Below are 23,424 nucleotides of genomic sequence, written 5' to 3' on the forward strand. Positions count from 1 at the left end.
GAGCTTCATCTGAGGAAATTTTGCTTCGTCTTTTGATCTTTTGTTGCGGCAGAAGGTTTGAACACCCGCCCGGGGCGCGTTAGTCCCGGGCGGGTGGAAACAGGTGCAAAGCTGACGCTTCGTCACTCCTCGGGTCAGGTCGTGAAGTAGTGACCCTCCTCCAGATCCGCGAGGAGCCCCGGATGGACGGGACGCCACCCCAGTTGCTGCTGCGTACGGGCGCTGGAGGCCGGGACGTCCAGACCGGCGAACGCGGTGAGCCAGCCGAAGTGGGCGGCGGCCTCGTCCCCGGAGAGGCCGGTGACCGGGAGGCCCAGACGGCGTCCGATGACGGCGGCGATGTCACGGAAGGGGACCCCCTCCTCGCCGATGGCGTGCAGGCGGCTGCCCGCCGGGGCGGACTCCAGGGCCAGCCGGAACAGGGGCGCGGCGTCCAGGCGGTGCACGGCGGGCCAGCGGTTCGCGCCGTCACCGATGTGGGCCGACACCCCGGCTGCCCGGGCGAAGCCGATGACGGACGCGATGAAGCCGTGGTCGCCCCGGTCGTGCACGGTGGGGGGCAGGCGGACGACGGAGGCGCGGATGCCGTGGCCGGCCAGCGCGGTCACCGCGTTCTCCGCCGGTGTCCGGTGCGTCCCCTCCGTGGGGTCGTCCTCCTCCGTCACGGGCCGTCCGAAGCCCTGGATGAGGGCGGTGCCGGAGGCGTAGACGAAGGGCTTGCCGGAGCCTTCGAGCGCGGCGGCGAGGGACTCGATGGCCCGCAGGTCGACCGCGCCCGCCGTGGTGAGGTCGCCGCCGGTGAGCAGGTCGTGCCGGTAGGCGAGGTGGATGACCCCGTCCGACGCGGCGGCCGGGCCGCGCAGGCCCTCGGGGTCGTCGAGGTCACCGCGGTGCACCTCGGCCCCGGCCGCCTTCAGGGCCGTGGCGCCTTCCTCGGACCGGGCGAGGCCGACCACCTGATGTCCGGCGGCGAGGAGATCCTGGACCACGGCAGAACCTACGAAACCGGTGGCACCGGTGACAAAGACACGCATACTGACTCCAGAGGGGGAGAGGGAGGAAGAGGGGGAGGCCGTCCCGGTGCCTCCATCCTCGGAGCCAAGGCGGCCACGGGTCCAAAGCCTGTTTCGCATGAGGCCATACGACCCAGGCATCACCGCAGGTGGAAGCAGCTATGGCGGCTGTTGCCCCATTACGACGGGCGTACGCTTCGCGCATGACCGAACCCACCGCACCCGATCTCGACCTGCGACTGGTGCGCTACTTCGCCGCCGTCGCCGAACACCGGCACTTCGGCCGGGCCGCCGAGGCGCTGCATGTCACCCAGCCGTCGCTGAGCCGCCAGATCCGGCGCCTGGAACAGCAGTTGGGTGCCCAGTTGCTGGACCGCGCCCCGCAGGGAACCCGGCTGACCGGGGCCGGGGAGGTCTTCCTGCCGCTCGCCAAGTCCCTGCTGCGGTCCGCCGCCCAGGCCGCGTCGCGCACCCGGGCGGCCGCCGAGCCCAGCCGGATCGTGGTCGGTTACCTCAGCCATCTCATCGTCACCCCGGCGGTGCGCGAGCTGCGGCGCCGCCGCCCGGACGCGGAGGTGCAGTCCCTGCACGTCGAATGGAACGACGCGCGTGCGGCACTGCTGGACCACCGGGTGGACGCCGTGGTGGCCCGGCTGCCGTTCGCCACCGACGGGCTGCATGTCACGGTCCTGTACGCCGAGCCCCGGTCGCTCGTGGTGCCGCGCGACCACCGCCTGGCGGGCAAGGAGTCGGTGACCCTGGACGATGTCGCCGACGAACCGCTGCCCCAGGTGCGCGGCTCCGACCCGGCCTGGAGCGCATTCTGGCGCATCGACCCCCGGCCGGACGGCCGCCCGGCACCCGGCGGTCCCTTCATCGACGCCCTGGAGGACAAGCTCGAACTCGTCGCCGCCGGGGAGGCCGTGGCCATTCTCGCCGGGGTCTCCCCGAACGGTCTGCGCCCCGACCTCCTCGTGATCCCGCTGGAGGGTGTGGAGCCCAGCCATGTGGTCCTGGCGACCAGGGCGGACGAGCGCAGCCGCCTGGTGGCGGAGTTCAGCGCCTGCGCCCGCGCCCTGCTCACCGGCCCCACCACCGCGGAACCACCGGCCGCGTCCTGACCCCTTGACCACACTGAACAGTGCACTTTTCGCGGCCTTGACCAAATGTGGACGTGGGCTTTACTGCGACGGACTTGTAGCTGCGACCTGTTCGCAGAAACCTGGAGAGCGCGGCTGAAAACAGTCGATCGCCGAGAAGTAAGGGTCTCGTCCCCATGACCACCTCTCCCGGTTCCGCTCCGGTCCGGTCGGCCCCTCCGGCGGCCGACCGCGGCATGTCCTGGCACCGCATACGCACGTCGATGACCCGGAAGGAGTGGGCCGGTGCAGGCGGGATGGCGGCCTTCATCCTCGCACTGCACGTCATCGGATGGTTCACGCTGGTCGCGATCGTCGCGCCGGAGCACTACAGCCTGGGCACCAAGACGTTCGGCATCGGCATCGGCGTCACCGCCTACACCCTCGGCATGCGGCACGCCTTCGACGCCGACCACATCGCGGCGATCGACAACACCACCCGCAAACTGATGGGGGAGGGCAAGCGCCCCCTGTCGGTCGGCTTCTGGTTCTCCCTCGGCCACTCCAGCATCGTCTTCGGCCTCGCCCTCCTGCTCTCCCTGGGCGTGAAGGCACTCGCGGGCCCCGTGCAGAACGACAACTCCGAACTGCACGACATCACCGGCTGGATCGGCACCACGGTCTCCGGAACGTTCCTCTACATCATCGCCATCATCAACTTGATGATCATGGTGGGTATCTGGAAGGTCTTCCGGCAGATGCGCGCCGGTCACTTCGACGAGGCGGCCCTGGAGGAACAGCTCAACAACCGTGGCTTCATGAACCGCATCCTCGGCCGACTGATGAAGTCCATCACCGAGCCGTGGCAGATGTACCCGCTGGGTCTCCTCTTCGGCCTCGGCTTCGACACCGCGACCGAGATCGCACTGCTGGTGCTCGCCGGTTCGGGCGCGGCCGCCGGACTGCCCTGGTACGCCATCCTGTGTCTGCCGGTGCTCTTCGCGGCGGGCATGTCCCTGCTCGACACGATCGACGGCTCCTTCATGAACTTCGCCTACGGATGGGCGTTCTCCAAGCCGGTCCGCAAGGTCTACTACAACCTCACCATGACCGGCCTCTCCGTCGCCGTGGCGCTCATCATCGGCACGGTGGAACTCCTCGGCCTGGTGGCCGAGAAGGCCGACCTGCACGGCGCGTTCTGGGACTGGGTCTCCGGCCTGGACCTCAACACCATCGGCTACGTCATCGTCGGCCTGTTCTTCGCGACCTGGGCCGTCGCCGTGGTGGTGTGGAAGGTCGCCCGCATCGAGGAGAAGTGGGAAGCAGGCATGGCCCAACCGGCCCCCGAGCCCACCGAGTAGCACCAAAGCGGGAGACGGCCGTACCCGTGGGGTACGGCCGTCTCCCGCTTCCGGGCTCCTCTCCGCAGGTGCGACGGCACAACCGTCAGTTGGCGCTGCGCAGGACGGTGCCGCGGTTGATGTCCCAGCTGGTGGTGGTGGCGCTGGTCCAGCCGGGTGCGGCGCCATTGATCTTGCCGTCGGTACGGGTGGTCCAGGTGAACATCTTCACCTTGCCGTCGCTGTAGCCGTAGAGGCCGCCGAGGTCGTCGCGGCCGTCGGCGTTGAAGTCGCCGGCGACGAACTTCAGGTTCTCCCGCTTCCAGTCGTCGTTGGTGTTGGACCAGGAGGAGAAGGGTGCGCCGAAGCCGCCGTCGGTGTTCGCGGTGCAACTATGGCGGCCCCGCGGTGAAGGAGGCATCCAAGGCCGCCCTGGCTGACGGCAGCCCCAAGGCGATTATGTCGTTCATCCATAGCGGCCAATACGTCTCCCGCGCTTTGGACGAGCGCATGCAGGCCTCCACGCTGATCAACGACGGCGGGCCGGAGATGAAGGCGGCCGGGAAGATTGCGATGAGCGGCCCGGTCGACCAGATGCACGAGTTCATCCAGGTCGGCCAGTACATGGCCGACCGCAAGGACAAGCTCGCCCAGACCCACACCGCGCAGATGCAGCGGCTGCTCCACGAGGCCGACGGCACCGCTGCCACGGCACGCAAGGACAGCTTCCTCGCAGCCCAGGCCGCCGCCACGGCCAAGCAAGCCAAGGACGAGGCGAACAAGGCAGCCGCCGAGGCGAAGAAGTCCGGCGAACAGGCGGCCGCTTACGCACAGGATGCGAAGGAGTCCGCCGACCAGGCACAGCAGAGCGCCAGCCAGGCCGCCCAATCCGCCAACGCCGCCCGCAACGTCGCCGACCGGGCCGACCAGGACGCCGCCAACGCCGAGGAATCCGCCGCCCAGGCGGAATGGTCCGCGAACTACGCGCGCGACTCGGCCGCTGCTGCCGACGATGCGCTGTGGAGTGCAAGAGCCACAGGAAAGAGTGCCTCGGAAGCCAGGAGCGAGGCTTCGAAGGCTTGGTCCGACGTACTGACGAAGCGTCTGGCGGAGCAGGCCGCAGCCAGCAAGCAGGCCGCGGAAGAGCGCCAGAAGCAGCGCGAGCAGGAAAAGAAGGCCAAGGCCAGGAAGCGCTGTGTCGCTTACATGTCCCGGGACAGCGTTCCGCCGTGCGCGATGGCCGGACAGCCTCTGGAGGCTCCGGAGGTTGCCCCCGACCTGGCCAAGCATCTGCTCGACGGCGGCATGACGGTCCTCGGTATCACCGACATCATGGACTGCATTGACCACCCTGAGGCTTCCGGGTGCACCTTGGCCGTGGTCGGCGTACTCCCCATCGGCAAGCTGAAACTCCTCAAGAAGGCGGAAGAGGGCGTCGAGGCCATTGCCAAGTCCTTCCGTGCTGCAAAAGCCGCCGAATACTGTGTCAAGTGCTTCCTGGCCGGCACCGGAGTTCTCATGGCCGACCAGTCGACAAAGAGGATCGAAACCGTCGAGGTTGGCGACTCCGTCCTGGCGACCGACCCCGTATCCGGGGTCACCGGTGCCCGCGCCGTGACCAACGTGATCGTCACCGAGCACGACAAGCACTTCAACGACCTCACGATCGAGTCCCGTAGCGGCACCGAGCACCTCACCGCCACCAACGAGCACCCCTTCTGGTCGCCGTCGGCCGCCGCCTGGGTCGATGCTGCGAACTTGCGGTCAGGGGACAGCCTTCGCACGGTCGACGGCAGCACAGTCACCGTCCGCCACAACCGCTCCTTCGAGAAGACCGCCAGAACCTACAACCTCACCGTCCACGACCTGCACACGTACTATGTGCTGGCGGGGGCCACGCCGGTGCTGGTGCATAACAGTGGGCCGGGATGTGGAACGAATTGGATGTCGTCCGGCAAACTTCCACATCACTAATGCGAACGAGCGACCAGGGTGTTATGCACGCTGAGGACTTCGGCGTAAAGGGGCCTTACAACAAGGCGAACGGGCAAGCGTTCATTCGAGCCATTGAGCAGTTCGTAAAGAACCCAGGGACGCGGCAGATTGAAGGTACGTACAGGGGTCAGGCTGCTATCCACTACGTGGACGACACAGGGCTGCACGCGTCATTCGCCGCGAACGGTCCGAACGTCGGGGAGTACCTTGGCGGGTGGCGATCCTCAGGTGATCAGCTAACGTACCTGCTACGGGATGGGAAGCTGTAGTGATAGGCCGCCGACGTGAGAGCTGCGATCCGAAGAGAGATTTCCGTGAACATTGAATTGACGAACTACCAGGCGCTCGTCCTGTCCGAGTGGATGAACCGTATTATGCATCGAGAGGATTTCTCGGCGCTCGTCGACGATCGCGCTGTTTGGTCTGCTCTGTTCAGAATCAGCGGATCACTGGAGACGCAGTTGTCATCGATCTTTGATTCCTCATACTCAGAACAGTTGGCTGCTGCCCGTCAGCGGCTAATTGACGAGCTTGGGGAATTTGGTGAGCGGTAAATTGGCGCACGTGCCGTCATGGCCTGCTCTCGGGTCGTGACGGCAACGTCAGCGGACGGATGATGGGGGCGGTGGCTCTTCCGGGCCACCGCCCTCTTCCATGAGCGCGGCAGCGAGCCGATTGATGGCTTGGCGTTGGAGTCGGAGGCGTACTTGGGCGTAGACGCCGGCGGTGACGCGTGGGCCTGGCTCAACAGCTCCTTGGATCACGACGAGGTCGACGCCCTGTTCCCGGAGCAGTGTCGCCGTCGAATGGCGGAAGTCGTGGAAGCGGATGCGTCGGAGCCCGGCTCGGTCGAGGAAGGTGCGGAAGCAGCGGGTGAGGTTGGCCGGGTCGGGGGGCCGTCCGGTCGGTGTGGTGAAGACGAAGCCGCTCTCTCCAGGTTGCCCCTGCGGTCTCTCGCTCCTTTTCCTGTTGCTCGTGTCTTCGCCGTTGTTGCGGCCCTTCTTGCGCTTGGCAGCGTTGATCGGGCGGCCCCTTCCAGGTGGCGCTGGACGTAGTCGTCCAGGGCGTGGGCGGGGCTGCGGCGGGCGCGGCCGATGGTCAGCGACGCCGGGCGGCGGGTGCGCAGGCGGTCGTAGAGGGCGGAGTGGCCGATCTTGAGGCGGGCCATCGCCTCGGGGACGGTGAGGAGTTCGTCGTCACGCATGAGTGGTCGTCGCTTCTGCTCGCGTTGGGATGCCGCCGAGGCGTTCGAGGTCCGGGGTGAGGTCGGTGCCGTCGTAGGCCCAGGGTGCGGGGACGAGGGTGGTGGAGTAGGCGTGGGTCTTGGTGGAGAAGTGCCCCCGAAAGTCCAGCGTGTGGCACCGGCCGGTCGGGGCACCCCGAGAGCCCTGTTTCCCACCCACCGCTGAAGGGCGGGCACCCGGATGTCATATGGGGTCGCTCGCGGTGTTCCGGGTGTGAGCATGCATACGCCCCGGTTGGGAAGCCCGGTGCGGGGGCGACACGGGAGGGGGCCTAGGTCCAAGGCCTGATCGCAAGTTGCCGTTCTGCCTGTTAGCGTGCACCTGCATACCATTCGCAATAACGTCGGAGGACGCTGGACATGGCGGTCTACACGCTTCCTGAGCTCCCGTACGACTACTCGGCGCTGGCTCCCGTGATCAGCCCGGAGATCATCGAGCTGCACCATGACAAGCACCACGCTGCCTATGTGAAGGGCGCCAACGACACGCTTGAGCAGCTCGCCGAGGCGCGGGACAAGGAGTCGTGGGGTTCGATCAACGGCCTGGAGAAGAACCTGGCCTTTCATCTCTCCGGACACATCCTGCACTCCATCTACTGGCACAACATGACCGGCGACGGCGGCGGCGAGCCGCTGGACAAGGACGGTGTGGGCGAGCTGTCCGGCGCCATCGCCGAATCCTTCGGCTCCTTCGCCGGTTTCAAAGCGCAGCTCACCAAGGCGGCGGCCACCACTCAGGGTTCCGGCTGGGGCGTCCTCGCCTATGAGCCGCTGAGCGGCCGCCTGATCGTGGAGCAGATCTACGACCACCAGGGCAACGTCGGCCAGGGCTCCACCCCCATCCTGGTCTTCGACGCCTGGGAGCACGCCTTCTACCTTCAGTACAAGAACCAGAAGGTCGACTTCATCGAGGCCATGTGGCAGGTCGTCAACTGGCAGGACGTGGCGGCTCGTTACGCCGCCGCCAAGGAGCGCGGCAACGCCCTGCTCCTCTCGCCGTGACGTCGTAGGACCGCAGACGCCTGGGCCGTGACGCCTTCATCCCGTCACGGCGGGCGCACGGCGAAGGGCTCCCGGGGCAGGACCGCCCGGGAGCCCTCCGGCGTGTGCGGGGCAGGAGCGTCGGGCTACACCGCCGTCGGCTTCCCGGCCGCCGGGGTCCGGCGGGTGCTCGGGGTGTGGCGGCGGGTGAGCCGCACCGTGAGGCCCTGGGGCATCAGCGTCAGCCGCTCGGCGATCTTCAGCTGGTAGTCGGCGTGGTCGTACATCCGGTAGCGGTGCAGCAGCGCGCCCAGGAACAGCGTCGCCTCGTGCAGGGCGAATTGGCGGCCGAGGCAGGCCCGGATGCCCGTACCGAACGGCTTGTAGACATGCCCGGGACGGGCGCGCACCCGCTCCGGCGAGAACCGGTCGGGGTCGAAGTCGTCGGCGTCCTCGCCCCACACCGCCGTGTTGCGGTGCAGCATCGGCGTGAAGACGACGGCCCAGGCGCCCTTGCGCATGGTGTAGCGGCCGCCGATCGTGGTGTCCTGCAGGGCCTCGCGGGCGAACCCCGGTGCCGTCGGCCACAGCCGCAGCGCCTCCTCCAGCGAACGCCGCACATACCGCAACTTGGTGACCTGCTCATAGGCCGGCTCGGGGTCCTCCTCGGTGCCCCAGACCCTGTCCACCTCCTCCTGCGCCCTGGCCATCGCCTCGGGGTTCTTCAGCAGGTAGTAGAGGGCGAAGGACAGCGCGCCCGCGGTGGTCTCGTGCCCCGCGACCAGGAAGGTGATGATCTGGTTGCGGATGTTGTCCGGGGCGAGCTTCTCACCGGTCGCCGGATGCCCGGTGTTCAGCATCAGGCCCAGCATGTCGGCCACGCTGGTGTCGCCGCTGTCGATGCGCTTCTGCACGACCTCGTCGATGATCTCGGCCATCAGCCGGATGTCCTCGGTGTTGCGCTCCCGGGCCCGCCGGGTCAGCAGCCCGTCCAGGAGCGGCAGTTCGACCGCGTGGTCCGTGGAGAACCGCAGCGTACGGATCATCGCGCCGACGAAGGGGTGCGGCTCGGTCCGTTCGAAGGAGCCGAAGTCGTAGCCGACAGCTGCTCCAGGGCCTCGGGGTTGCGGCCGAGGGCGACGACGCGGCCGACACCGAGGTGCTTGGCAATCTGGACGGCCATCTTGCCCGCGACACCGGTGGCGCCGAGGACCAGCACCTTGTCACCGGCCTTGATGTTCAGCTGCGAGGCGAAGGGGAGCCAGGAGGAGAATCCGGCGTTGATGATGGCGGCGGCGGCGCTGTCACCGAGGCCTTCGGCGATCGGGAAGGCCAAGGGGGCCAGGGTGACGCTGAGTTCGGCCATCGAGCCGTAGGGCGGGCGCTGGGCGGCGAAGCCGACACGGGTGCCGTCCTCCAGCCTGCCGACGCCCTCGACACCGACGACGAAGGGCAGCTCCGCGCCGATGGAGTAGTCGGGGTCGTAGGTGACCAGCCTGCCGAGGTTGGTCAGCGCGGCCGCGGTGACCTTGATCAGGACCTCGCCCTCGTCGGGGGTGGGGTCGGGGAACTCACTGTAAACCGGCGGCTGACCGATGGTGCGCGCTACGGCCGCGTACATCGCTGTCTCTCGTTTCAGTCTGGTGCGGCTTCGGCATGAGCGTGGGTGCGCAGAGGTGTTTCATCGGTGGCTCGTCAGAGGTCGAGCGCGTCTTCGACGCGGTGGAGGGCGAACTCGATGAGCTCGGTGAGGTCGGGCTGGGCGTGGCGGTCCAGCCAGTAGAGGACGGCCGCCGCGAAGGCTGCGTTCGCCGTCATGGCGGCCAGCCGTACGCCGAGGTCCTTGTCGGCGTCACGGCCTGTGCGGCGTGCGATCAGCTCGGTGAGCTGCTCGATGTTCGCCGTCGCCTCCTGGTTGAGGCGAGCCCTCAGTTCGGGGATCTTCGTCACCAGCTGGTGCCGCATCAGCAGTGCCTCGCGGTCCGCGTCCAGCAACTGGCTGGCGAGCGCGCAGAAGACGTGGCGGACGACCCCGGCCAGCGGTTCGTCCGCCGGACGGCTCGTGAACACGTCTTCCAGGAAGGGGTCGTACTCGCTGTTGAAGAGTACGTCCTTCTTGTCGCGGAAGTACCGGTAGAAAGTGGCCGTCGAGATCTCCGCGGCATGCGCGATCTGTTCGACGGTGGTCGCCTCGTACCCCTGCTCGGTGAAGAGCCGGAGCGCCTGGCGCTGCACCTCTCTCTTGGTCTTCAGCTTCTTGAGCTCGCGCAGTCCCATGAGTCCCCGAATCAAATGAGAATCTCTCACTGATGAGAGAATCTATCAGTTGTTGGCGGTCGGCATCAACCTCCTGTCCGGGTCACCCCTGGGCAATCCCTGCCGACCATGTGTGGGTCAGGACGCGGCGCCGGCGAAGTCGAGTTGCGTCTCGGCCGGTAAGTCGGTGCGCCGACGCACATTGAGCTTGCGGTACGCCCGGGTCGGATGCTGTTCGACCGTACTGACCGTGATGCGCAGCTTCCGGGCGATCTCCCGGTTGGTGAGCCCCTGGCTGGCCAGGGCGGTCACCCGGGGCTCCGCCTCACTGAGGGACTCCACACCCTGGGCCTTCGGCGGGGGCGCGGGATGGGGACGGCGCACAATCCGCCCCGAGCAGGGCATCAGCCGCTCGCACAGCGGCTCCGCACGGCAGGCCTTGGCCAGCTGCCAGGCCCGGCGGGCGATCATCCGCGCCCGGTCTGAGGTGCCCAGCAGATGGTAGACCTGGCTCAAGTCGGCGAAGGTGCGCGCCAGTTCGAGCCGGGCATCACTGGCGTGCAGGATGTCCACGGCCATGGGAACAGGCCCTGGGTGAGGTGCGCACCCTCCCCGAGGCCCTGCGGCTGCGCAGCGAGAAGCAGCCCGACGAGACCGCCTATGTCTTCCTCCGCGACGGCGAGGAGCCGGAGGAGGCCCTGACCTACCGCGATCTCCACACCGCCGCCCGGACCCGGGCGGCGGCGCTGGAGGCACGCGGACTGTCCGGACACAACGCGGTGCTGCTCCACCCGACCGGACCGGAATTCGTACGGGCCCTGCTGGGCTGCATGTACGCCCGGGTCACCGGCGCCCCCGTGCAGGTCCCCCGGGGCCGCGCGGGCCTGGAGCGGCTGCGCCGGGTCGCCGACGACGCCGGTACCTCCACCGTGCTCACCACGGCCGCCGTCCGGCAGGACCTCCTGGACCGCTTCGGCGGCCTGCCGGAACTCGCCGGACTCGCCCTCGTGGACTCGGAGTCGCTCGCGGACCAGGCGGCCGACGGGCTCCCGGGCCCGGGCCCGGAACCCGGGGACATCGCCCTCCTCCAGTACACCTCGGGCTCCACCGAGGACCCCAGGGGCGTCATGGTCACCCATGCGAACTTCCTGGCCAACGCGGCGGAGACCGACGAACTGTGGCCGTGCGGGCCCGACGGCACGGTGGTCAGCTGGCTTCCGCACTTCCACGACATGGGGATGCTGCTCGGCATCGTCATCCCCCTGTGGGCGGGCATCCCGTCGTATCTGATGGCCCCGGAGTCCTTCATCCGCCGTCCCGCGCGCTGGCTGGAGGCGATCTCCCGCTTCCGCGGCACCCACACCGCGGCCCCCAGTTTCGCCTACGATCTGTGCGCCCGCGCGGCCTGGGAGGGGAAGGCCACGAAGGTGGGGGACCTGTCCCACTGGCGGCTCGCCGCCAACGCCGCCGAACCCGTCCGCTGGGCGACCGTGAGGGCCTTCACCGCGGCCTTCGCACCGCACGGCTTCCGCCCGGGCGCCATGTGCCCGGCCTACGGCCTGGCCGAGAACACCCTGAAGGCCACCGGAAGCAGTCAGGACCGGGAGCCCGCCGTGCTGTGGCTGTCCAGGCACGCCCTGCGTGAGGACCGCGTAGAGATCGTCGGCGAGGAGACGCTCGACGCGACCCCCGTCGCCGGCAGCGGAGGCACCGTCCCCGGCACCCGGGTGCGGATCGTCGACCCGGACACCCGGCGGCCGTGCCCGCCGGGCCGGATCGGGGAGATCTGGATCAACGGCCCCTGCGTGGGCGCCGGGTACTGGGACCGGCCCGAGGTGAGCGAAGCCACCTTCCGCGCCCGGGTGCTCGGCGCCGACGGAACACCCGAGACACCGGGGGAGACCTGTCTGCGCACCGGCGACCTCGGCTTCCTGCACGACGGCGAGCTGTATGTCACCGGCAGGCTCAAGGACGTCATCATCCGCAGGGGCCGCAACCACTACCCCCAGGACATCGAGCTGTCGGCGGAGACCGCGGTGCCGGGACTGCACCCCAACTGCGCGGCCGCCTTCGCCGTCGACGACGGCGGCGCGGAGCGCGTGGTGGTACTGGTCGAGGCCGACGGCCGGGTGCTCAAGGCCCGGCAAGAAGGGGAACTCCACGCGCGCATACGGGAGGTGATCCGCCAGGACCAGCAACTGGAGCCGGACGAACTGCTCGTGGTCCGCCGGGGCGCCCTGCCCAAGACCTCCAGCGGCAAGGTGCAGCACCGGGCCTGCCGGAAACGCTACGAGGACGGCGCCTTCGCTCCCGCGACGCTGTCGGCGTCCACCGCGTCCCGACAGGAGACCTGATGCCGAAGCTGTGCGCCCCGCCCACCACGCCCGGCTCCCGCATCCTGGGCGTCGGAGTCGACCGGCCCGCCCGGGTGGTCGGCAACGACGAGATATGCAGCCGTATCGACTCCAGTGACGAGTGGATACGCCAGCGGTCGGGGATCGTCACCCGCCGCTTCGCCGAGGACGACGAGACCGTCATCCGCATGGCCGTCGAGGCGGCGGTCAAGGCCATGGCCCAGTCGGGCGTCGACCCGACCGACGTCGACATCGTGCTGCTGGCGTCGATGTCCTATCTCCAGCAGGCACCCGCGGCGGCCCCCCGGGTCGCCCATCTGATCGGCGCCAGGACCGCCGCGGGCATGGACATCGGCGCCGCCTGCGCCGGATTCTGCTACGCCCTGGCGCTCGCCGACTCCCTGGTCCGCTCCGGGGGCGTCCGCCACGCCGTGGTGATCGGTTCGGAACGCATGAGCGACATCATCGACCCGGAGGACCGCAGCACCGCGTTCCTCTTCGCCGACGGTGCGGGTGCCGTCGTCGTCGGCCCCAGCGATACCCCGGGCATCGGCCCGGTGGTGTGGGGCGTCGACGGCGGACAGCACCATCTCATCGCCCATGACCGTTCCTGGCAGGACGTCCGGGAGCGGCCCGGACCCTGGCCCGCTCTGCGCATGGCCGGACCCGAGGTGTTCCGCTGGGCGATCGGGGTCCTGCCGGGTGTCGCCCGGCAGGCCCTGGCCGCGGCCGGTATCGAGGCCTCGGAACTGTCGGCGTTCATCCCGCACCAGGCCAACGCCCGGATCATCGACGCCACGGCCAAGGCGCTGCGGCTTCCCGAGCACACCGTCGTGGCCAAGGACATCGTCGAGGCGGGCAACACCTCGGCCGCGTCCATCCCTCTCGCCATGGACAGCATGCTGTCCCAGGGCACCGTGGACAGCGGCGGCCTCGCCCTCCTGATCGGCTTCGGCGCCGGACTGGCCCACGCGGCCCAAGTGGTGACCCTGCCCTGACGCACCCCGCCGGGGGCACACCTCCGCGATCCGGGCGGTCCGCCGTCGCCCCGTTCGGATCGCGGAACCTCACGGGCCCGGCCGGTCGCCGGGCAGCGCCTCCCGAAGGCCCGCCCGGAACGTCGGACAGTCCAGCAGCGAGGCGTGCCGGCACTCCAGGGCGTGCCCGATGCGCTCACGTGCCCGCGTCAACGCGGCCATGTGCGCGTCGATCCCGAGACACTTCTCCTCCAGCAGACCGCGCACCTCTCCGGCCTCCGCCGCGAGCAGCCCGGCCACCTCCGTCAGCGAGAAACCGGCCGCCCGCGCACTGAGGATCAACGCCACCCGGTCCAGCGCCTCCGGGCCGTACGCCCGGCGCAGCCCGTTGCGCCCCACGGGGGACAGCAGCCCGAGCCGTTCGTAGTAGCGCAGCGCCGAGGGCGCGACCCCGGTCCGCCGGGCCAGCACCCCGATGTCGAGTGTCCGCTCCGCCACCCGCCGCCTCCTCAACCCCGCCTGTCACGCGTTGCCTTGAAGCCTGGTTCACGTGGCACGTTACCCGTACAGCGGGGCGGACCACCGGGTGCGCCTACGACCTGGCCTTCTTCGACGGTTTCACGCGCACCCACGAGGTCGTACGGCACCTGCACGTCCTGCTGCGCCCCGGCGGCACCCTGCTCGTCGGCAACCTCATCCTGGGCCCGGACCGCGCGGTGACCGACGACCTGACGGACCCCGCCCGCTGGCGCACCTGCCCCCTGGGCGAGACCGCCCTCTGCGTGAAGCGCGGCTGACACCCGCAGAGCCCGGTCCCGGTCCGGGCCCTCGGCCGCGGCCTCCTGAGCAACCGTCAACCCTCATGGGCCGAGGTCTATGCTGCTGCTGTTGAGCACGGCTCAACAAGACGGACCGACCCTGTTCCGCCCCCGCTGACCAGGAGGAGCCTCCATGGCCGCCACCCCCCACAGCCTGGAAGAACTGACGATCGACGTCGGCCCCCACCGGCACGACGCCCTCGCCGCCGGACCACGGGACGGTGACCTCGTCCTGCTGCTCCACGGCTGGCCCGAGTTCGCCGACTGCTGGACCGAGGAACTGCACGCCCTGGCCGAAGCCGGATACCGGGCCGTCGCCGTCGATCAGCGCGGCTACTCACCGGGCGCCCGCCCGGAGAAGCCGACCGACTACGCCGTGGAACACCTGGTGGACGACGCCCTCGCGTTCGCCGACGCCCAGGGCGCCGACCGCTTCCACCTGGTCGCACACGACTGGGGCGGCATGGTCGCCTGGGCCCTGGCGAGCACCCACCCCGAGCGGCTGAAGTCCCTGTCCGTGCTCGCCACCCCCCACCCCCGGGCGCTGAACCAGGCCGCCGAGTCCAGCCAGGAGCAGTACCACCGCCTCGACTACGTGCGCTTCTTCCGCCAGCCCGACGGTGCGGCCGAAGCCGCCCTGCTCGCCGACGACGCGGCCCGGCTGCGCAGCGTCTACGGCGGCCGGATCCCGGACCGTCTGGTCGAGGACAACATCAGCCGCCTCTCCCGGCCCGGGGCGCTCACCGCCACCCTGAACTGGTACCGCGCCATCGACGACGCGCTGACCGTCCCCGCCGGCCGAATCACCGTCCCCACGCTCTTCATCTGGGGCAGCGAGGACATCGCCCTGGGCCGCGAAGCGGCGCAGAACACCGAGGACTTCATCGACGGGCCGTACCGCTTCGAGAGCCTGGAGGGGGCGAGCCACTGGCTGCCCGAGGAGGTTCCCGACCTGGTCGTCCCGCTTGTCCTGGACCACCTTGCGGAGCACGCCCACTGACCGGCGGCCCCGATGCGGAAAAGGGGCGCCCGTACCGACGAGCGCCCCTTCCGCCCTCTCCCGGCGGGAGGGCCGGGAAGGCCCGGACCTTGGAGGACGATCAACGTGCCCGAGAGACGCGCGGCCCGCCTCAGCCCCGAGGAGCGCAGGGCGCAACTGATTGCCATCGGAAGGCAGTTGCTGGCCGAGCAGTCGCTGGACGAGCTGTCCACCGATGAAGTCGCCCGCCGGGCGGCCATCTCCCGCGGTCTGCTCTTCCACTACTTCGCGAGCAAACGCGAGTTCCACCAGGCTGTGGTGCGCCAGGCGTGCGGTGAGCTGATCGCCGCCATCGCCCCCGATCCCTCGCTGGACGCGGACGCCTGGCTCGATGCCGCCATGACCGGCTTCGTCGGTCATGTGCTGGGCAACCGCGCGGTCTATCTCTCCCTCGTCCGAGGCGCCCCCGCCAACAACCCGGCGGTCCAGGAAGTGGTCGACGAGACCCGGAGGACCCTCGCCGGACGGGTCCTGGAGTACCACCGCCGCGCCGGGCTGCCCGACCGGCCCCGCCTGGCCGTGACCGCCCAGGCGTGGATGGCCTTCTGCGAGGAGGCCGTCGTCAACTGGCCGCTCCATGAACCGGGCGCCCGGGAGGAACTCCACACCTTCCTCAAGGACAGCCTGGTGAACCTGCTCGGCGCCCGCCCGGCCCCTCAATCCCGGTGAGGCGGCGCGTGCCCCGCGGCCGCCGCCCTGGCGTAGAGATGCGGGTCCCCTTCGAGCGGAGCGGTCCTGACCACCGTGAACCGCTCGATCAGCCAGCGGCCCCCCGTCTTGCACAGGGTGAGCTCCCAGGTGCCGCGCATGACGCAGTGGTGTGCACCGGATCCGTCGGCGAGGTGATGGAAGGCCACGATGTGCGCGTGGCAGTACGCCCGTTCCCGTCCCCTTGCCCCTTCCCCTGGCTCTTCCCCCGGCCCTTCCCCGTCGAGGTCGATCACCAGGTTGGACGGGGTGTGACGGGTGGCGGTGAAGCCGCTCCCGACTGTGCGCGCCTGCTCGGTGAACTCCTCCGCGCTCAACTCCCGTGCCGCAATCCCCAGATGGCGCGACAGATCCAGCTGGACCCGGTCGGCCAGCAGGGCGCGCAGCCCCGCCCAGTCACCGGCGTCCTGTGAGGAGGCGAGGCGGTGGACGGTCTCCGCGATCGCCAGCCGGTCCACCACGGATTCAGGCATCGTCATGATCGCACCCGCTCCCTCAGCGCCCGAGAGGAAGGGCGATCCGTCCGGCATGGCGGGGGTTCTCGGCCTCGTCGAGCATGGCCGCGGCCACGGTCTGCCTGCTGACGAAGGCGGGAAAGAGCCGCTTGGGGGCCTCGTCGAGGCCGACGGTGCGCCTGGTGGGGCTGAGATCCTTGTCCGACAGCGGCCCCGCGTGGAAGACGGTGCCTCCGGCCTCCAGCACGGTGGTGTCGGCGGTGACCTTGTCGGCCATCTCCTCACCGAGTGCCTTCAACAGGGTGCGGGTGGCGAGTCCGGCGGCCCGCGCGGACGGTCCGGTGCCGAAGGCGCCCAGCCAGACGATCCGTCCGGGCCGGGCCGCGGCCACCGCGCGGGCGCCCGCGGTCAGGGCGCCGGGCTTGTCCCCCTTGGCCACGCCGAGGCCGGACAGTACGACGTCGCTCCGGTCCAGCGCCGCGGCGATCGAGTCGGGATCGCGCACATCGGCCGCGACACGGGTCAGTTGCGGATGGTCGGGCACCTGGATGCGCGCGGGGCTGCGGGCGATGGCGGTCACGGTGTGTCCCCGCTCCAGTGCCTGGCGGGTCAGCGCCAGCCCGGTGGCCCCGGAGGCGGCGAGTACGGTCAACTGCATGAGATCTCCTCTGGCTTGGTCGTGGCGACGTGGTGGTGGTCAGGAGAGCGGGGCCAGGGCCGCGACGGCGGGGGAGTGCAGGGCGGGCGCGGCCGCGAGGATGCTGTCCGCGCCCGGGCCCCAGGCGCTTCCGTCGATCCGGGTGACCGTGCCGCCCGCCTCGGTGATCATCAGCACCCCGGCGGCGACACCCGGCAGGGTGGGGTGGTACTGCCAGAACACGTCGTTGTGCCCGGACGCCACCAGCAGCATCGGAAAGGTGGACGGCACACTCGCCCGGACCAGCAGAGCTTGGTGGAGCATCGCGGTGATCGAGCGGCCTATGCGCTCATAGGTGTCGTCCTGCCCGGCTTCGGCCTGCCCGGTGACCGCGATGGCGGCACCCATGTCGGTCTTCGCCGAGACCCGCAGCGGCGCCCCGTTCAGCTGCGCGCCGCCGCCGCGCGTGGCGGTGTAGGTGAGGTCGCCGACCGGCTGTCGCACCACGGCGAGGACCGGCTCCCCGTCGCGCACCAGAGCCACGGTCACCGCCCACTCCGGCAGCCCGTGCGCATGGTTGACGTTGCCCTCGACCTCGTCGACCACCCACCACTCGCCCGCGGGGAGTTCGGCGGTCTCGTACTCCTCGGTCAGCCAGCCCGCGTCGGGGCGCAGTGCCGTCAGGGCGGGGCGCAGGATGTCGAGCGAGACCTCGCTGTCGGTGGACCCGGCCCGGAACATGTCCTCGCGGCCCGTCGGGCGAGCCGCGGTCGAGTAGCGCTTGAGCAGGGCGCCGCCCGCCTGTGCGGCGGCCTCGACGACACCGGACAGCAGCGCGCTCTCCGCGGCCGGGCTCTGGGCGTCGGAGACAGGGGTGAGGGACATGGGAGACCTCAATCAGCAGGGGTGGACCGGCCGTTCCGGTCCGGACGTCTACGACGCTAGGCCCCTCGACACATGATGGCCAGTGCACTCTTGTAAGGCCAATGGTTACCCTGGTGCATGTGGATCTGAATCTGCTGATCGCCCTCGACGCCCTGCTCGAAGAGAACAGCGTCGCCGCCGCGGCCGACCGACTGCATCTGACCCCGCCCGCCATGAGCCGCACCCTCGGCCGCATCCGCAAGGCCACCGGCGATGACATCCTGGTGCGCACCGGCCGCACCATGACCCCGACCCCGCGCGCACTTCAGCTGCGGGAGGAGACCCGGGAACTGGTCCGCCGCGCGACCGCCGTACTGACCCCGGTCACCACCCTCGACCTCGAACAACTCGACCGCAGTTTCACTTTGCGCTGCCACGACGCCCTGGTCACCGCGCTCGCACCGGCCCTGATCTCCACCGTGACCCGGCAGGCACCCCGGGTGGCGATCCGCTTCCTCGCCGAACCCTCCGCCGACGTCGCCGACCTCAGCCGCGGACAGACCGATCTGGAAGTGGGCGCCGGAGCCCCGGACCGGCCCGAGATCGCCACCATGACCCTCGGAACGGACCGCATGGTCGCCGTCCTGCGCCCCGACCACCCCTTGGCCACCGGCGAGATCACCCCCGAACGCTTTGCCGAGGGCCGCCACATCACCGTCTCCCGCCGCGGACGCCTGACCGGACCCATCGACGCCGCTCTCGCCGAACTCGGCCTGCACCGGCGGGTGTGCGCCGCCCTGCCCACCGCGGGCGCCGCCCTCGACCTGACGGCCCGCTCCGACGCCGTCACCGTGGTCGCCGAACAGGTGTGCCGCCCGCTCTGGACCAGCCTCGGCCTGGTCGCCCGCCCGCTGCCCTTCCAACTCCCGCCCGTGCCCGTCATCGTCGCCTGGCACCACCGCTACGACAGCGACCCCGCCCACGCTTGGCTGCGCACCCAACTCGCCACCGCGCTGCGCACCATCGTCGAACCGAGCGAGCCCCCCGACACCACACCACCGGGCCCCACCGACCGGAGTGCCCCGACCCCTGCATCGTAGAAACGGCAACGCAAGGGAACACAGGAAGTACAGGGAAAATACGGAACACGGGGAGCACAGGAGCCACATGGACATCACCGAACGCGAACTGTCCGCCCCCTGGGAAGGCGTCCTGGCTGCCCCCCTTCACGGCAGCAAGGTCGGCGTTTTGGTCCTGGCAGGCTCCAGCGGCCGTATCGAACACGAACGGGCGCGCCTCCTCGCCCGGCACGGCGTGACAGCCCTGGCCATCCGCTGGTTCGGCGGCCCCGGTCAGCCCTCCGGCATCTGCGAAGTCCCCCTGGAAACCTTCACGACGGCCGTCGACCTTCTCCGGAACGGCGGAGCACAACGCATCGCCGTCCTCGGCGTCTCCAAGGGAGCCGAAGCGGCCCTGCTCACGGCGGTCTACGACCCGCGCGTGGACGCGGTCGTCGCCCTGTCGCCCACCTCACGGGTCTGGTGCAACGTGGGCCCGGGCCACGACGGGGCGCAGCATCCGTACCGCTCATCCTGGACCTGGCGGGGCCGACCGCTGCCCTTCGTTCCGATGGACGATTCCTGGACCCCGGGCGAGCCGGTCACCGGCCCCGTCGCCATCCGCGGATGGTACGAACGCAGCGAGCAGACCTTTGCCCAGCTGCTCCCGCCCGCCGAGATCCCCGTGGACCGGACCGGAGCCGATCTGCTGCTGGTCGCGGGCGCCGACGACGCCATGTGGCCATCGCTTCCCTACGCCGAACAACTGGCCGGGCGCCGCCGCTCGGCCGGTGCGGCCGTACGCCTGATCTCCCACCCCGACGCCGGTCACCGCCCCCGCCTCCCCGGCGAAAGCCCCGCCCTGCCGTCCCCGCGCTTTCACTACGGGGGCACACCGGAGGCCGACGCGCTCCTGGGCCGGACCGCCTGGCCTCACATCCTCAACGCGCTGGGCGCCGAAACCCCACCGCGCCCCACCGACTGACCGTCACCTCGCCCACCGGACGACCTGCCCCACCCGCACCACACACACCGAACTGCTCGTCGTTGCGCACATCGATGTCGATGCCTATGTCGATGTCGGGACGCAGCACACGGAGCGCCTCGCGATGCACCTGCTCGATCTCCGCCGTGGCCAGTCCCGCTTCGAGTACGAACTCCCGGCGCTCACCGTCCTGCTCGCGGACCATGTCGGAAACCTCCCCTTTCGAAAACGCGCCCGCACCGCTTCACGGCGTGCGCGGCGATGTGATCATTGTCGGGCATGCCTCGGTGTCCTTGCTCTGCTCGGTGGGGTCCGAGAGATGCGCTCCTTGCTGCCCCCGGCGGCGATGACGCACCCGGCGGGGAGGCGATTCGCCGGCCCCGCAAGCCTTCCGCCGGAACACCCGCCCACTCCTCGGAACGGAACGATCCCCATGAACAAGTACACCTACGCCCTTCCGCTGCGCTGGGCCGATGCGGACGCATACGGGCATGTCAACAACGCGCTGTTCCTGACGTACATGGAGGAGGCACGGACGCGCATGTTCCAGGAGATGCTGCCCAACGACGAGGCTGAAGCCCGTCGGCACGCCTTTGTGGTCGGCCGGTCGATCGTCGACTACCGCGCCCCCTTGCTGTACCGCGAAGAGCCCGTGGAGGTGCAGGTCTGGGTCGCGCGCGCCCGGGCTGCGACGCTCGAACTCGGCTACGCGATCCGGGACGCCGAGCGCACCTACGCCGAAGCCACGATCACCCTGGCCGCCTACAACCTGGACTCCGGCAGGCCCCGCCGCCTCTCCGACGGCGAAAAGGAGTTCCTCGCCCGCTACACCGAGGAAGCCTGACCGGCGGGGCCTGCACGAGCCGAGTACTGCGGACACCGGGCTGGGCCGTGCGGCTGGTCCCGCTGCCGCGTGACGCGTGTCCGCCGTCTTCGGTTCCGTGAGGACGCTCACGCTGATTCTTCGCTTCAGGTGTCGACCGGACGCCCCGCGCCAGGCGTATGCCCAGTGAAGCGAATGATCCGGGAGTGGCAGTTGACCGTCGAGGAGTTTGAAGAGTTCTACGCCCATACGGTCGCGCGGCTCACGGGGCAGTTGTACGTGATGCTCGGCGACCTGCATGAGGCTCAGGACGTGGTGCAGGAGGCGTTCGTCAGGGGGTGGGGACGGCGGCAGCAGCTCGACCGCGACGGCCGCCCCGAGGCGTGGATCCGTACCGTCGCCTGGCGTCTGGCGGTGAGCCGATGGCGGTTTCGCCGTCGCTCCGCCGATGCCTGGAAGCGCAGCGGCGCCCCGCCTCACGTCGAGGGCCCCGGACCCGAGCAGGTGGCACTGGTCGAGGCGCTGCGCGAGCTGCCCGCCCAGCAGCGCCGCTCGATGACCCTGCACTACGTGTGCGACCTCACCGTGGAGCAGATCGCCCACGAGACCGGGTTGTCCCCCAGCACCGTCAAGACGCATCTGACCCGTGGTCGGACCGCGCTCGCCCACCGTCTCCAGGACCCGCGTATTGAGGAGGCCCCCGGTGCCTGAGTCCCAGGACCCGCTGCGGTCCCTGTTCAAGCAAGCGGCCGAGTCCGGGGGCAGGCAGGCGGCCGTTCCACCGGTCTCGGACATCACCGCACGGGGGAAGCGGGCCCACCGGCGCCATGTCGCCCTGGTCCTCGCGGCCTGCCTGGCCCTGGTGGGGGGCGGCGCGGCCGCGGCCACCCTGCTGCCCGGCGAGCCGTCCCCGACGGTCCCGGCCACCACGCCCTCTCCCGAGCAGCCGACGAATTACCCGACGTCACGGCTGCCCTCTCCCACCTCCACGACCACACGGACGTCTCAGCCACCGTCGCCCCTGGGCACAACCGTGCCGCCGACGTCCACGACCACCTCCTCCGGCCACACCACAACGGCCCCTCCGCCTTCCCCGAATTCATAGGCGGAGCCCGCGGAAGGGCCGTGAACCGCAGCCCCCGCACACCCTCCTCCTGACCCCGTCTCTCCCCGCTCGCCTCTCGATCCCCGGCCGCCGCCGGGCGGCCGGGCATGCCCGCACACCCCTAGGAGTCCGATATGCCGGTAATGCGACCCGCTCGGCGAGCCAGCCGGCAGCCCCATCGGCAGCCCGGTCGGCGGGAGTGCCCCCCTGTACCGGCCCAGCGATCGGCTCTACGGCACCGGCTCTCTCCGCATGCCCCATCAGAAGATGCGCCCGGCCCCGGCTCCTCGCCGCAAGCTCCCGCAGCCCGCCGGACCCTCCGCCTGACTGCCGTCGACCGTGAGGTGCTCTGGCTGTATCTGCTGACCCGAACAGGCATATGGATCACGGCCTACTGCACTAGCTGGCTGTTCCCCGCCGACCGGGCCACCCGGGATTCCGGACCACTGCTCGCGCCCTTCCGGCAGTGGGACTGGACCCACTACCTGGACATAGCCCGCGACGGCTACTTCCCCGGCCGGGCAGGTCCATGGGTAAGCGGTTGGGACAACCGCGAAGCCTTCTTCCCCGGCTTTCCGCTGCTGCTGCGCGCGGTCCACACCGTCGTCCCGTACTGGACGGCGTCCGGGCTGCTGATCTCCTTCACCGCAGGGGCCGTCGCCGTCGTGGCCCTGGCCCGGATCGCCGAGCTGTACCTCCCCGGCACGAACGCCGGACGGCGCACGGTCCTGTTCTTCCTGCTGTCCCCCTGCGCGATCTTCCTGGCCGTCGGCTACACCGAAGCCCTCTTCCTGGCCTTCGCGCTTCCCGCATGGATCGCCGCCCAGCGCCGCAACTGGCCCCTCACCGCCACCCTGACCGCTCTGGCCGCGACGGTACGCATCAGCGGCCTCTTCCTGGCCGCTGCCATCGCCCTGCACTTCCTGCTGACCGCCCGCTCCCGCCGGCACTGGCGCTCGTTTCCCTGGCTGGTCCTGCCCGCGCTGCCGCCCGCCCTCTACACCGGATTCCTGTGGGCCCGGACCGGCGACTGGACGGCTTGGCAACACGCTCAGGAACGCGGTTGGTACCGCACCTTCCACACCCCCTGGGAGGCCTGGGCCAACACCTGGCACGGAGCCTTCGGTCACACCATGACCACCGGCTACGCCATCATGTTCCAGGCCGAGCTCCTCGCCATGGTCACCGGGCTGTTCCTGCTCGCCCTGCTCCTCCGTCGGCGCCGCTGGCCCGAGGCCGTCTACATCGGCCTCACCCTGTGGGCCCTGGGCACCTCCTACTGGTACATGTCCGTACCTCGCGCCACGCTCCTGTGGTGGCCCCTGTGGATCGCCCTGGCCGCAGCAGCCCGGCGCCGACCACACACCGTGACCGCCTATGTCTGCCTGGTCGCACCCCTGACCACCGTCTTCGCCATCACCTTCCTGTCGGGACGCTGGGCGGGCTGACCACCGCACGCATCCGGCACACAGGCGATGGCGAATTTTCCCCATCGCCCGGCCGGGTCGCGCTGATTTCTTGCCGTGAAGATCCCGGCCCGGGATTCGCGCCGGAATTCGCGCCGAGATCTGCTTCGCGATGCGCGCCGAGATTCGCTTCGGGATGCACGCCGACATCCGCGAAGAATTCCTCACGCGTAGTTCGCGTCGGCAACTCAAGGTGATATCCCCGGACCCGCGATGTGAGGGCACGCA

29 protein-coding genes and 1 pseudogene are annotated in these 23,424 nt (G+C 70.0%); 17 read left to right on the plus strand and 13 right to left on the minus strand.

What is annotated here, in order from left to right:
* Window positions 1–134 precede the first annotated feature (134 nt).
* The gene (locus ACIHAA_RS04360; RefSeq protein WP_399812882.1) at window positions 135–1,034 is read right to left on the minus strand and encodes an SDR family oxidoreductase; all 900 of its coding nucleotides are present in this window, start codon (window positions 1,032–1,034) and stop codon (window positions 135–137) included.
* Window positions 1,035–1,216: 182 nt separating this feature from the next.
* Between ACIHAA_RS04360 and ACIHAA_RS04365 the strand changes: the two genes are divergently transcribed.
* Together ACIHAA_RS04365 and ACIHAA_RS04370 are read left to right on the plus strand one after the other, a co-directional pair.
* Window positions 1,217–2,134, plus strand: a complete 918-nt coding sequence (locus ACIHAA_RS04365; RefSeq protein WP_399812886.1) for a LysR family transcriptional regulator — start codon at window positions 1,217–1,219, stop codon at window positions 2,132–2,134.
* 155 nt (window positions 2,135–2,289) lie between these two features.
* The gene (locus ACIHAA_RS04370; protein ID WP_399812889.1) at window positions 2,290–3,453 is read left to right on the plus strand and encodes a HoxN/HupN/NixA family nickel/cobalt transporter; all 1,164 of its coding nucleotides are present in this window, start codon (window positions 2,290–2,292) and stop codon (window positions 3,451–3,453) included.
* Between the two features lie 85 nt (window positions 3,454–3,538).
* Here the strand turns inward: ACIHAA_RS04370 and ACIHAA_RS04375 are convergent, their stop codons facing one another.
* Window positions 3,539–3,853, minus strand: a complete 315-nt coding sequence (locus ACIHAA_RS04375) for a hypothetical protein (RefSeq protein WP_399812892.1) — start codon at window positions 3,851–3,853, stop codon at window positions 3,539–3,541.
* On the opposite strand from ACIHAA_RS04375, the gene ACIHAA_RS04380 reads away from it, so the two are divergent.
* Genes ACIHAA_RS04380 through ACIHAA_RS04390 form a run of 3 tightly spaced genes read left to right on the plus strand, consistent with a single transcriptional unit; the run spans window position 3,841 to window position 5,981 of the window.
* Window positions 3,841–5,406, plus strand: coding sequence for a polymorphic toxin-type HINT domain-containing protein (locus ACIHAA_RS04380; protein ID WP_399812894.1), 1,566 nt, complete (start codon window positions 3,841–3,843; stop codon window positions 5,404–5,406). The two genes, ACIHAA_RS04375 and ACIHAA_RS04380, sit on opposite strands and share 13 nt — an antisense overlap.
* A gap of 23 nt (window positions 5,407–5,429) precedes the next feature.
* Window positions 5,430–5,696, plus strand: coding sequence for a colicin D domain-containing protein (locus tag ACIHAA_RS04385; RefSeq protein WP_399812896.1), 267 nt, complete (start codon window positions 5,430–5,432; stop codon window positions 5,694–5,696).
* Between the two features lie 45 nt (window positions 5,697–5,741).
* The gene (locus tag ACIHAA_RS04390) at window positions 5,742–5,981 is read left to right on the plus strand and encodes a hypothetical protein (protein ID WP_399812899.1); all 240 of its coding nucleotides are present in this window, start codon (window positions 5,742–5,744) and stop codon (window positions 5,979–5,981) included.
* Window positions 5,982–6,029: 48 nt separating this feature from the next.
* On the opposite strand, the gene ACIHAA_RS04395 is transcribed toward ACIHAA_RS04390, so the two are convergent.
* Together ACIHAA_RS04395 and ACIHAA_RS04400 are read right to left on the minus strand one after the other, a co-directional pair.
* Complete coding sequence (locus ACIHAA_RS04395; protein ID WP_399813719.1) at window positions 6,030–6,449, minus strand: tyrosine-type recombinase/integrase; 420 nt, start codon at window positions 6,447–6,449, stop codon at window positions 6,030–6,032.
* Between the two features lie 2 nt (window positions 6,450–6,451).
* A pseudogene (locus ACIHAA_RS04400) lies at window positions 6,452–6,631 on the minus strand (excisionase); the annotation flags it as partial.
* 399 nt (window positions 6,632–7,030) lie between these two features.
* On the opposite strand from ACIHAA_RS04400, the gene ACIHAA_RS04405 reads away from it, so the two are divergent.
* A complete protein-coding gene (locus ACIHAA_RS04405; RefSeq protein ID WP_399812902.1) occupies window positions 7,031–7,672 on the plus strand; it encodes a superoxide dismutase in 642 nt (213 codons plus the stop codon).
* Between the two features lie 125 nt (window positions 7,673–7,797).
* Here the strand turns inward: ACIHAA_RS04405 and ACIHAA_RS04410 are convergent, their stop codons facing one another.
* The 4 genes from ACIHAA_RS04410 to ACIHAA_RS04425 all read right to left on the minus strand — a co-directional run bounded on the left by ACIHAA_RS04410 (window position 7,798) and on the right by ACIHAA_RS04425 (window position 10,486).
* The gene (locus ACIHAA_RS04410) at window positions 7,798–8,697 is read right to left on the minus strand and encodes a cytochrome P450 (protein WP_399812905.1); all 900 of its coding nucleotides are present in this window, start codon (window positions 8,695–8,697) and stop codon (window positions 7,798–7,800) included.
* Window positions 8,694–9,272, minus strand: a complete 579-nt coding sequence (locus ACIHAA_RS04415) for a hypothetical protein (RefSeq protein WP_399812909.1) — start codon at window positions 9,270–9,272, stop codon at window positions 8,694–8,696. The genes ACIHAA_RS04410 and ACIHAA_RS04415 overlap by 4 nt, the downstream gene beginning before the upstream one ends.
* A 74-nt stretch (window positions 9,273–9,346) precedes the next feature.
* Complete coding sequence (locus ACIHAA_RS04420) at window positions 9,347–9,928, minus strand: TetR/AcrR family transcriptional regulator (protein WP_399812913.1); 582 nt, start codon at window positions 9,926–9,928, stop codon at window positions 9,347–9,349.
* Between the two features lie 117 nt (window positions 9,929–10,045).
* Window positions 10,046–10,486 carry a LuxR C-terminal-related transcriptional regulator gene (locus ACIHAA_RS04425; RefSeq protein ID WP_399812916.1) on the minus strand — a complete coding sequence of 147 codons (441 nt, stop codon included), beginning with the start codon at window positions 10,484–10,486 and terminating at the stop codon, window positions 10,046–10,048.
* Window positions 10,487–10,506: 20 nt separating this feature from the next.
* Here ACIHAA_RS04425 and ACIHAA_RS04430 point away from each other — a divergent pair, with 20 nt between their 5' ends.
* Window positions 10,507–12,261 carry a fatty acyl-AMP ligase gene (locus ACIHAA_RS04430; protein ID WP_399812919.1) on the plus strand — a complete coding sequence of 585 codons (1,755 nt, stop codon included), beginning with the start codon at window positions 10,507–10,509 and terminating at the stop codon, window positions 12,259–12,261.
* A complete protein-coding gene (locus tag ACIHAA_RS04435; protein ID WP_399813721.1) occupies window positions 12,258–13,259 on the plus strand; it encodes a beta-ketoacyl-ACP synthase III in 1,002 nt (333 codons plus the stop codon). Before ACIHAA_RS04430 ends, ACIHAA_RS04435 begins: the two co-directional genes overlap by 4 nt.
* A 69-nt stretch (window positions 13,260–13,328) precedes the next feature.
* Here the strand turns inward: ACIHAA_RS04435 and ACIHAA_RS04440 are convergent, their stop codons facing one another.
* Window positions 13,329–13,736, minus strand: coding sequence for a MerR family transcriptional regulator (locus ACIHAA_RS04440; RefSeq protein ID WP_399812922.1), 408 nt, complete (start codon window positions 13,734–13,736; stop codon window positions 13,329–13,331).
* Here ACIHAA_RS04440 and ACIHAA_RS04445 point away from each other — a divergent pair.
* The 3 genes from ACIHAA_RS04445 to ACIHAA_RS04455 all read left to right on the plus strand — a co-directional run bounded on the left by ACIHAA_RS04445 (window position 13,721) and on the right by ACIHAA_RS04455 (window position 15,764).
* Complete coding sequence (locus tag ACIHAA_RS04445) at window positions 13,721–14,035, plus strand: hypothetical protein (RefSeq protein ID WP_399812925.1); 315 nt, start codon at window positions 13,721–13,723, stop codon at window positions 14,033–14,035. The genes ACIHAA_RS04440 and ACIHAA_RS04445 overlap by 16 nt on opposite strands.
* A gap of 154 nt (window positions 14,036–14,189) precedes the next feature.
* On the plus strand, window positions 14,190–15,056 hold the full coding sequence (locus ACIHAA_RS04450) for an alpha/beta fold hydrolase (protein ID WP_399812928.1): 867 nt from the start codon (window positions 14,190–14,192) through the stop codon (window positions 15,054–15,056).
* A 105-nt stretch (window positions 15,057–15,161) separates the two neighbouring features.
* Window positions 15,162–15,764 (plus strand): TetR/AcrR family transcriptional regulator, encoded by a 603-nt coding sequence (locus tag ACIHAA_RS04455; protein ID WP_399812931.1) that lies wholly within the window; start codon window positions 15,162–15,164, stop codon window positions 15,762–15,764.
* Here the strand turns inward: ACIHAA_RS04455 and ACIHAA_RS04460 are convergent.
* The 3 genes from ACIHAA_RS04460 to ACIHAA_RS04470 are packed head-to-tail and all read right to left on the minus strand — an operon-like array spanning window position 15,752 to window position 17,780.
* Window positions 15,752–16,282 (minus strand): nuclear transport factor 2 family protein, encoded by a 531-nt coding sequence (locus ACIHAA_RS04460; protein ID WP_399812934.1) that lies wholly within the window; start codon window positions 16,280–16,282, stop codon window positions 15,752–15,754. The genes ACIHAA_RS04455 and ACIHAA_RS04460 overlap by 13 nt on opposite strands.
* A gap of 16 nt (window positions 16,283–16,298) precedes the next feature.
* Window positions 16,299–16,916: an NAD(P)-dependent oxidoreductase gene (locus ACIHAA_RS04465; protein ID WP_399812937.1), complete on the minus strand. Its 618-nt coding sequence runs from the start codon at window positions 16,914–16,916 to the stop codon at window positions 16,299–16,301.
* Window positions 16,917–16,955: 39 nt separating this feature from the next.
* On the minus strand, window positions 16,956–17,780 hold the full coding sequence (locus tag ACIHAA_RS04470) for an inositol monophosphatase family protein (protein ID WP_399812940.1): 825 nt from the start codon (window positions 17,778–17,780) through the stop codon (window positions 16,956–16,958).
* A gap of 119 nt (window positions 17,781–17,899) precedes the next feature.
* Here ACIHAA_RS04470 and ACIHAA_RS04475 point away from each other — a divergent pair, with 119 nt between their 5' ends.
* Both ACIHAA_RS04475 and ACIHAA_RS04480 read left to right on the plus strand, forming a co-directional pair.
* Window positions 17,900–18,859 (plus strand): LysR family transcriptional regulator, encoded by a 960-nt coding sequence (locus tag ACIHAA_RS04475; protein ID WP_399812943.1) that lies wholly within the window; start codon window positions 17,900–17,902, stop codon window positions 18,857–18,859.
* Window positions 18,860–18,926: 67 nt separating this feature from the next.
* The gene (locus tag ACIHAA_RS04480; RefSeq protein ID WP_399812945.1) at window positions 18,927–19,802 is read left to right on the plus strand and encodes an acyl-CoA thioester hydrolase/BAAT C-terminal domain-containing protein; all 876 of its coding nucleotides are present in this window, start codon (window positions 18,927–18,929) and stop codon (window positions 19,800–19,802) included.
* Here ACIHAA_RS04480 and ACIHAA_RS04485 read toward each other — a convergent pair.
* Window positions 19,759–20,007 carry a hypothetical protein gene (locus tag ACIHAA_RS04485; RefSeq protein WP_399812948.1) on the minus strand — a complete coding sequence of 83 codons (249 nt, stop codon included), beginning with the start codon at window positions 20,005–20,007 and terminating at the stop codon, window positions 19,759–19,761. The two genes, ACIHAA_RS04480 and ACIHAA_RS04485, sit on opposite strands and share 44 nt — an antisense overlap.
* 228 nt (window positions 20,008–20,235) lie before the next feature.
* On the opposite strand from ACIHAA_RS04485, the gene ACIHAA_RS04490 reads away from it, so the two are divergent.
* The 4 genes from ACIHAA_RS04490 to ACIHAA_RS04505 all read left to right on the plus strand — a co-directional run bounded on the left by ACIHAA_RS04490 (window position 20,236) and on the right by ACIHAA_RS04505 (window position 23,178).
* Window positions 20,236–20,646 (plus strand): acyl-CoA thioesterase, encoded by a 411-nt coding sequence (locus ACIHAA_RS04490; RefSeq protein WP_399812951.1) that lies wholly within the window; start codon window positions 20,236–20,238, stop codon window positions 20,644–20,646.
* A 192-nt stretch (window positions 20,647–20,838) separates the two neighbouring features.
* On the plus strand, window positions 20,839–21,336 hold the full coding sequence (locus ACIHAA_RS04495) for a SigE family RNA polymerase sigma factor (RefSeq protein ID WP_399813722.1): 498 nt from the start codon (window positions 20,839–20,841) through the stop codon (window positions 21,334–21,336).
* Window positions 21,329–21,730, plus strand: coding sequence for a hypothetical protein (locus ACIHAA_RS04500; protein ID WP_399812955.1), 402 nt, complete (start codon window positions 21,329–21,331; stop codon window positions 21,728–21,730). The genes ACIHAA_RS04495 and ACIHAA_RS04500 overlap by 8 nt, the downstream gene beginning before the upstream one ends.
* Window positions 21,731–21,873: 143 nt before the next feature.
* Window positions 21,874–23,178, plus strand: coding sequence for a mannosyltransferase family protein (locus ACIHAA_RS04505; protein WP_399813723.1), 1,305 nt, complete (start codon window positions 21,874–21,876; stop codon window positions 23,176–23,178).
* The last annotated feature ends 246 nt before the right edge of the window (window positions 23,179–23,424 follow it).

The sequence above is a fragment of the Streptomyces sp. NPDC052040 genome (assembly GCF_044548405.1).
Classification (GTDB): domain Bacteria; phylum Actinomycetota; class Actinomycetes; order Streptomycetales; family Streptomycetaceae; genus Streptomyces.

Bases quoted from the DNA above. Each gene is read 5' to 3' on its own strand.
- ACIHAA_RS04450 (WP_399812928.1), top strand. From the start codon at position 14,190: ATGGCCGCCACCCCCCACAGCCTGGAAGAACTGACGATCGACGTCGGC.
- ACIHAA_RS04505 (WP_399813723.1), top strand. From the start codon at position 21,874: ATGCGACCCGCTCGGCGAGCCAGCCGGCAGCCCCATCGGCAGCCCGGT.
- ACIHAA_RS04410 (WP_399812905.1), bottom strand. From the start codon at position 8,697: ATGATCCGTACGCTGCGGTTCTCCACGGACCACGCGGTCGAACTGCCG.
- ACIHAA_RS04485 (WP_399812948.1), bottom strand. From the start codon at position 20,007: ATGGTCCGCGAGCAGGACGGTGAGCGCCGGGAGTTCGTACTCGAAGCG.
- ACIHAA_RS04370 (WP_399812889.1), top strand. From the start codon at position 2,290: ATGACCACCTCTCCCGGTTCCGCTCCGGTCCGGTCGGCCCCTCCGGCG.
- ACIHAA_RS04470 (WP_399812940.1), bottom strand. From the start codon at position 17,780: ATGTCCCTCACCCCTGTCTCCGACGCCCAGAGCCCGGCCGCGGAGAGC.
- ACIHAA_RS04460 (WP_399812934.1), bottom strand. From the start codon at position 16,282: ATGACGATGCCTGAATCCGTGGTGGACCGGCTGGCGATCGCGGAGACC.
- ACIHAA_RS04415 (WP_399812909.1), bottom strand. From the start codon at position 9,272: ATGTACGCGGCCGTAGCGCGCACCATCGGTCAGCCGCCGGTTTACAGT.
- ACIHAA_RS04490 (WP_399812951.1), top strand. From the start codon at position 20,236: ATGAACAAGTACACCTACGCCCTTCCGCTGCGCTGGGCCGATGCGGAC.
- ACIHAA_RS04425 (WP_399812916.1), bottom strand. From the start codon at position 10,486: ATGGCCGTGGACATCCTGCACGCCAGTGATGCCCGGCTCGAACTGGCG.
- ACIHAA_RS04375 (WP_399812892.1), bottom strand. From the start codon at position 3,853: ATGCCTCCTTCACCGCGGGGCCGCCATAGTTGCACCGCGAACACCGAC.
- ACIHAA_RS04420 (WP_399812913.1), bottom strand. From the start codon at position 9,928: ATGGGACTGCGCGAGCTCAAGAAGCTGAAGACCAAGAGAGAGGTGCAG.
- ACIHAA_RS04480 (WP_399812945.1), top strand. From the start codon at position 18,927: ATGGACATCACCGAACGCGAACTGTCCGCCCCCTGGGAAGGCGTCCTG.
- ACIHAA_RS04365 (WP_399812886.1), top strand. From the start codon at position 1,217: ATGACCGAACCCACCGCACCCGATCTCGACCTGCGACTGGTGCGCTAC.
- ACIHAA_RS04405 (WP_399812902.1), top strand. From the start codon at position 7,031: ATGGCGGTCTACACGCTTCCTGAGCTCCCGTACGACTACTCGGCGCTG.
- ACIHAA_RS04360 (WP_399812882.1), bottom strand. From the start codon at position 1,034: ATGCGTGTCTTTGTCACCGGTGCCACCGGTTTCGTAGGTTCTGCCGTG.
- ACIHAA_RS04465 (WP_399812937.1), bottom strand. From the start codon at position 16,916: ATGCAGTTGACCGTACTCGCCGCCTCCGGGGCCACCGGGCTGGCGCTG.
- ACIHAA_RS04385 (WP_399812896.1), top strand. From the start codon at position 5,430: ATGCACGCTGAGGACTTCGGCGTAAAGGGGCCTTACAACAAGGCGAAC.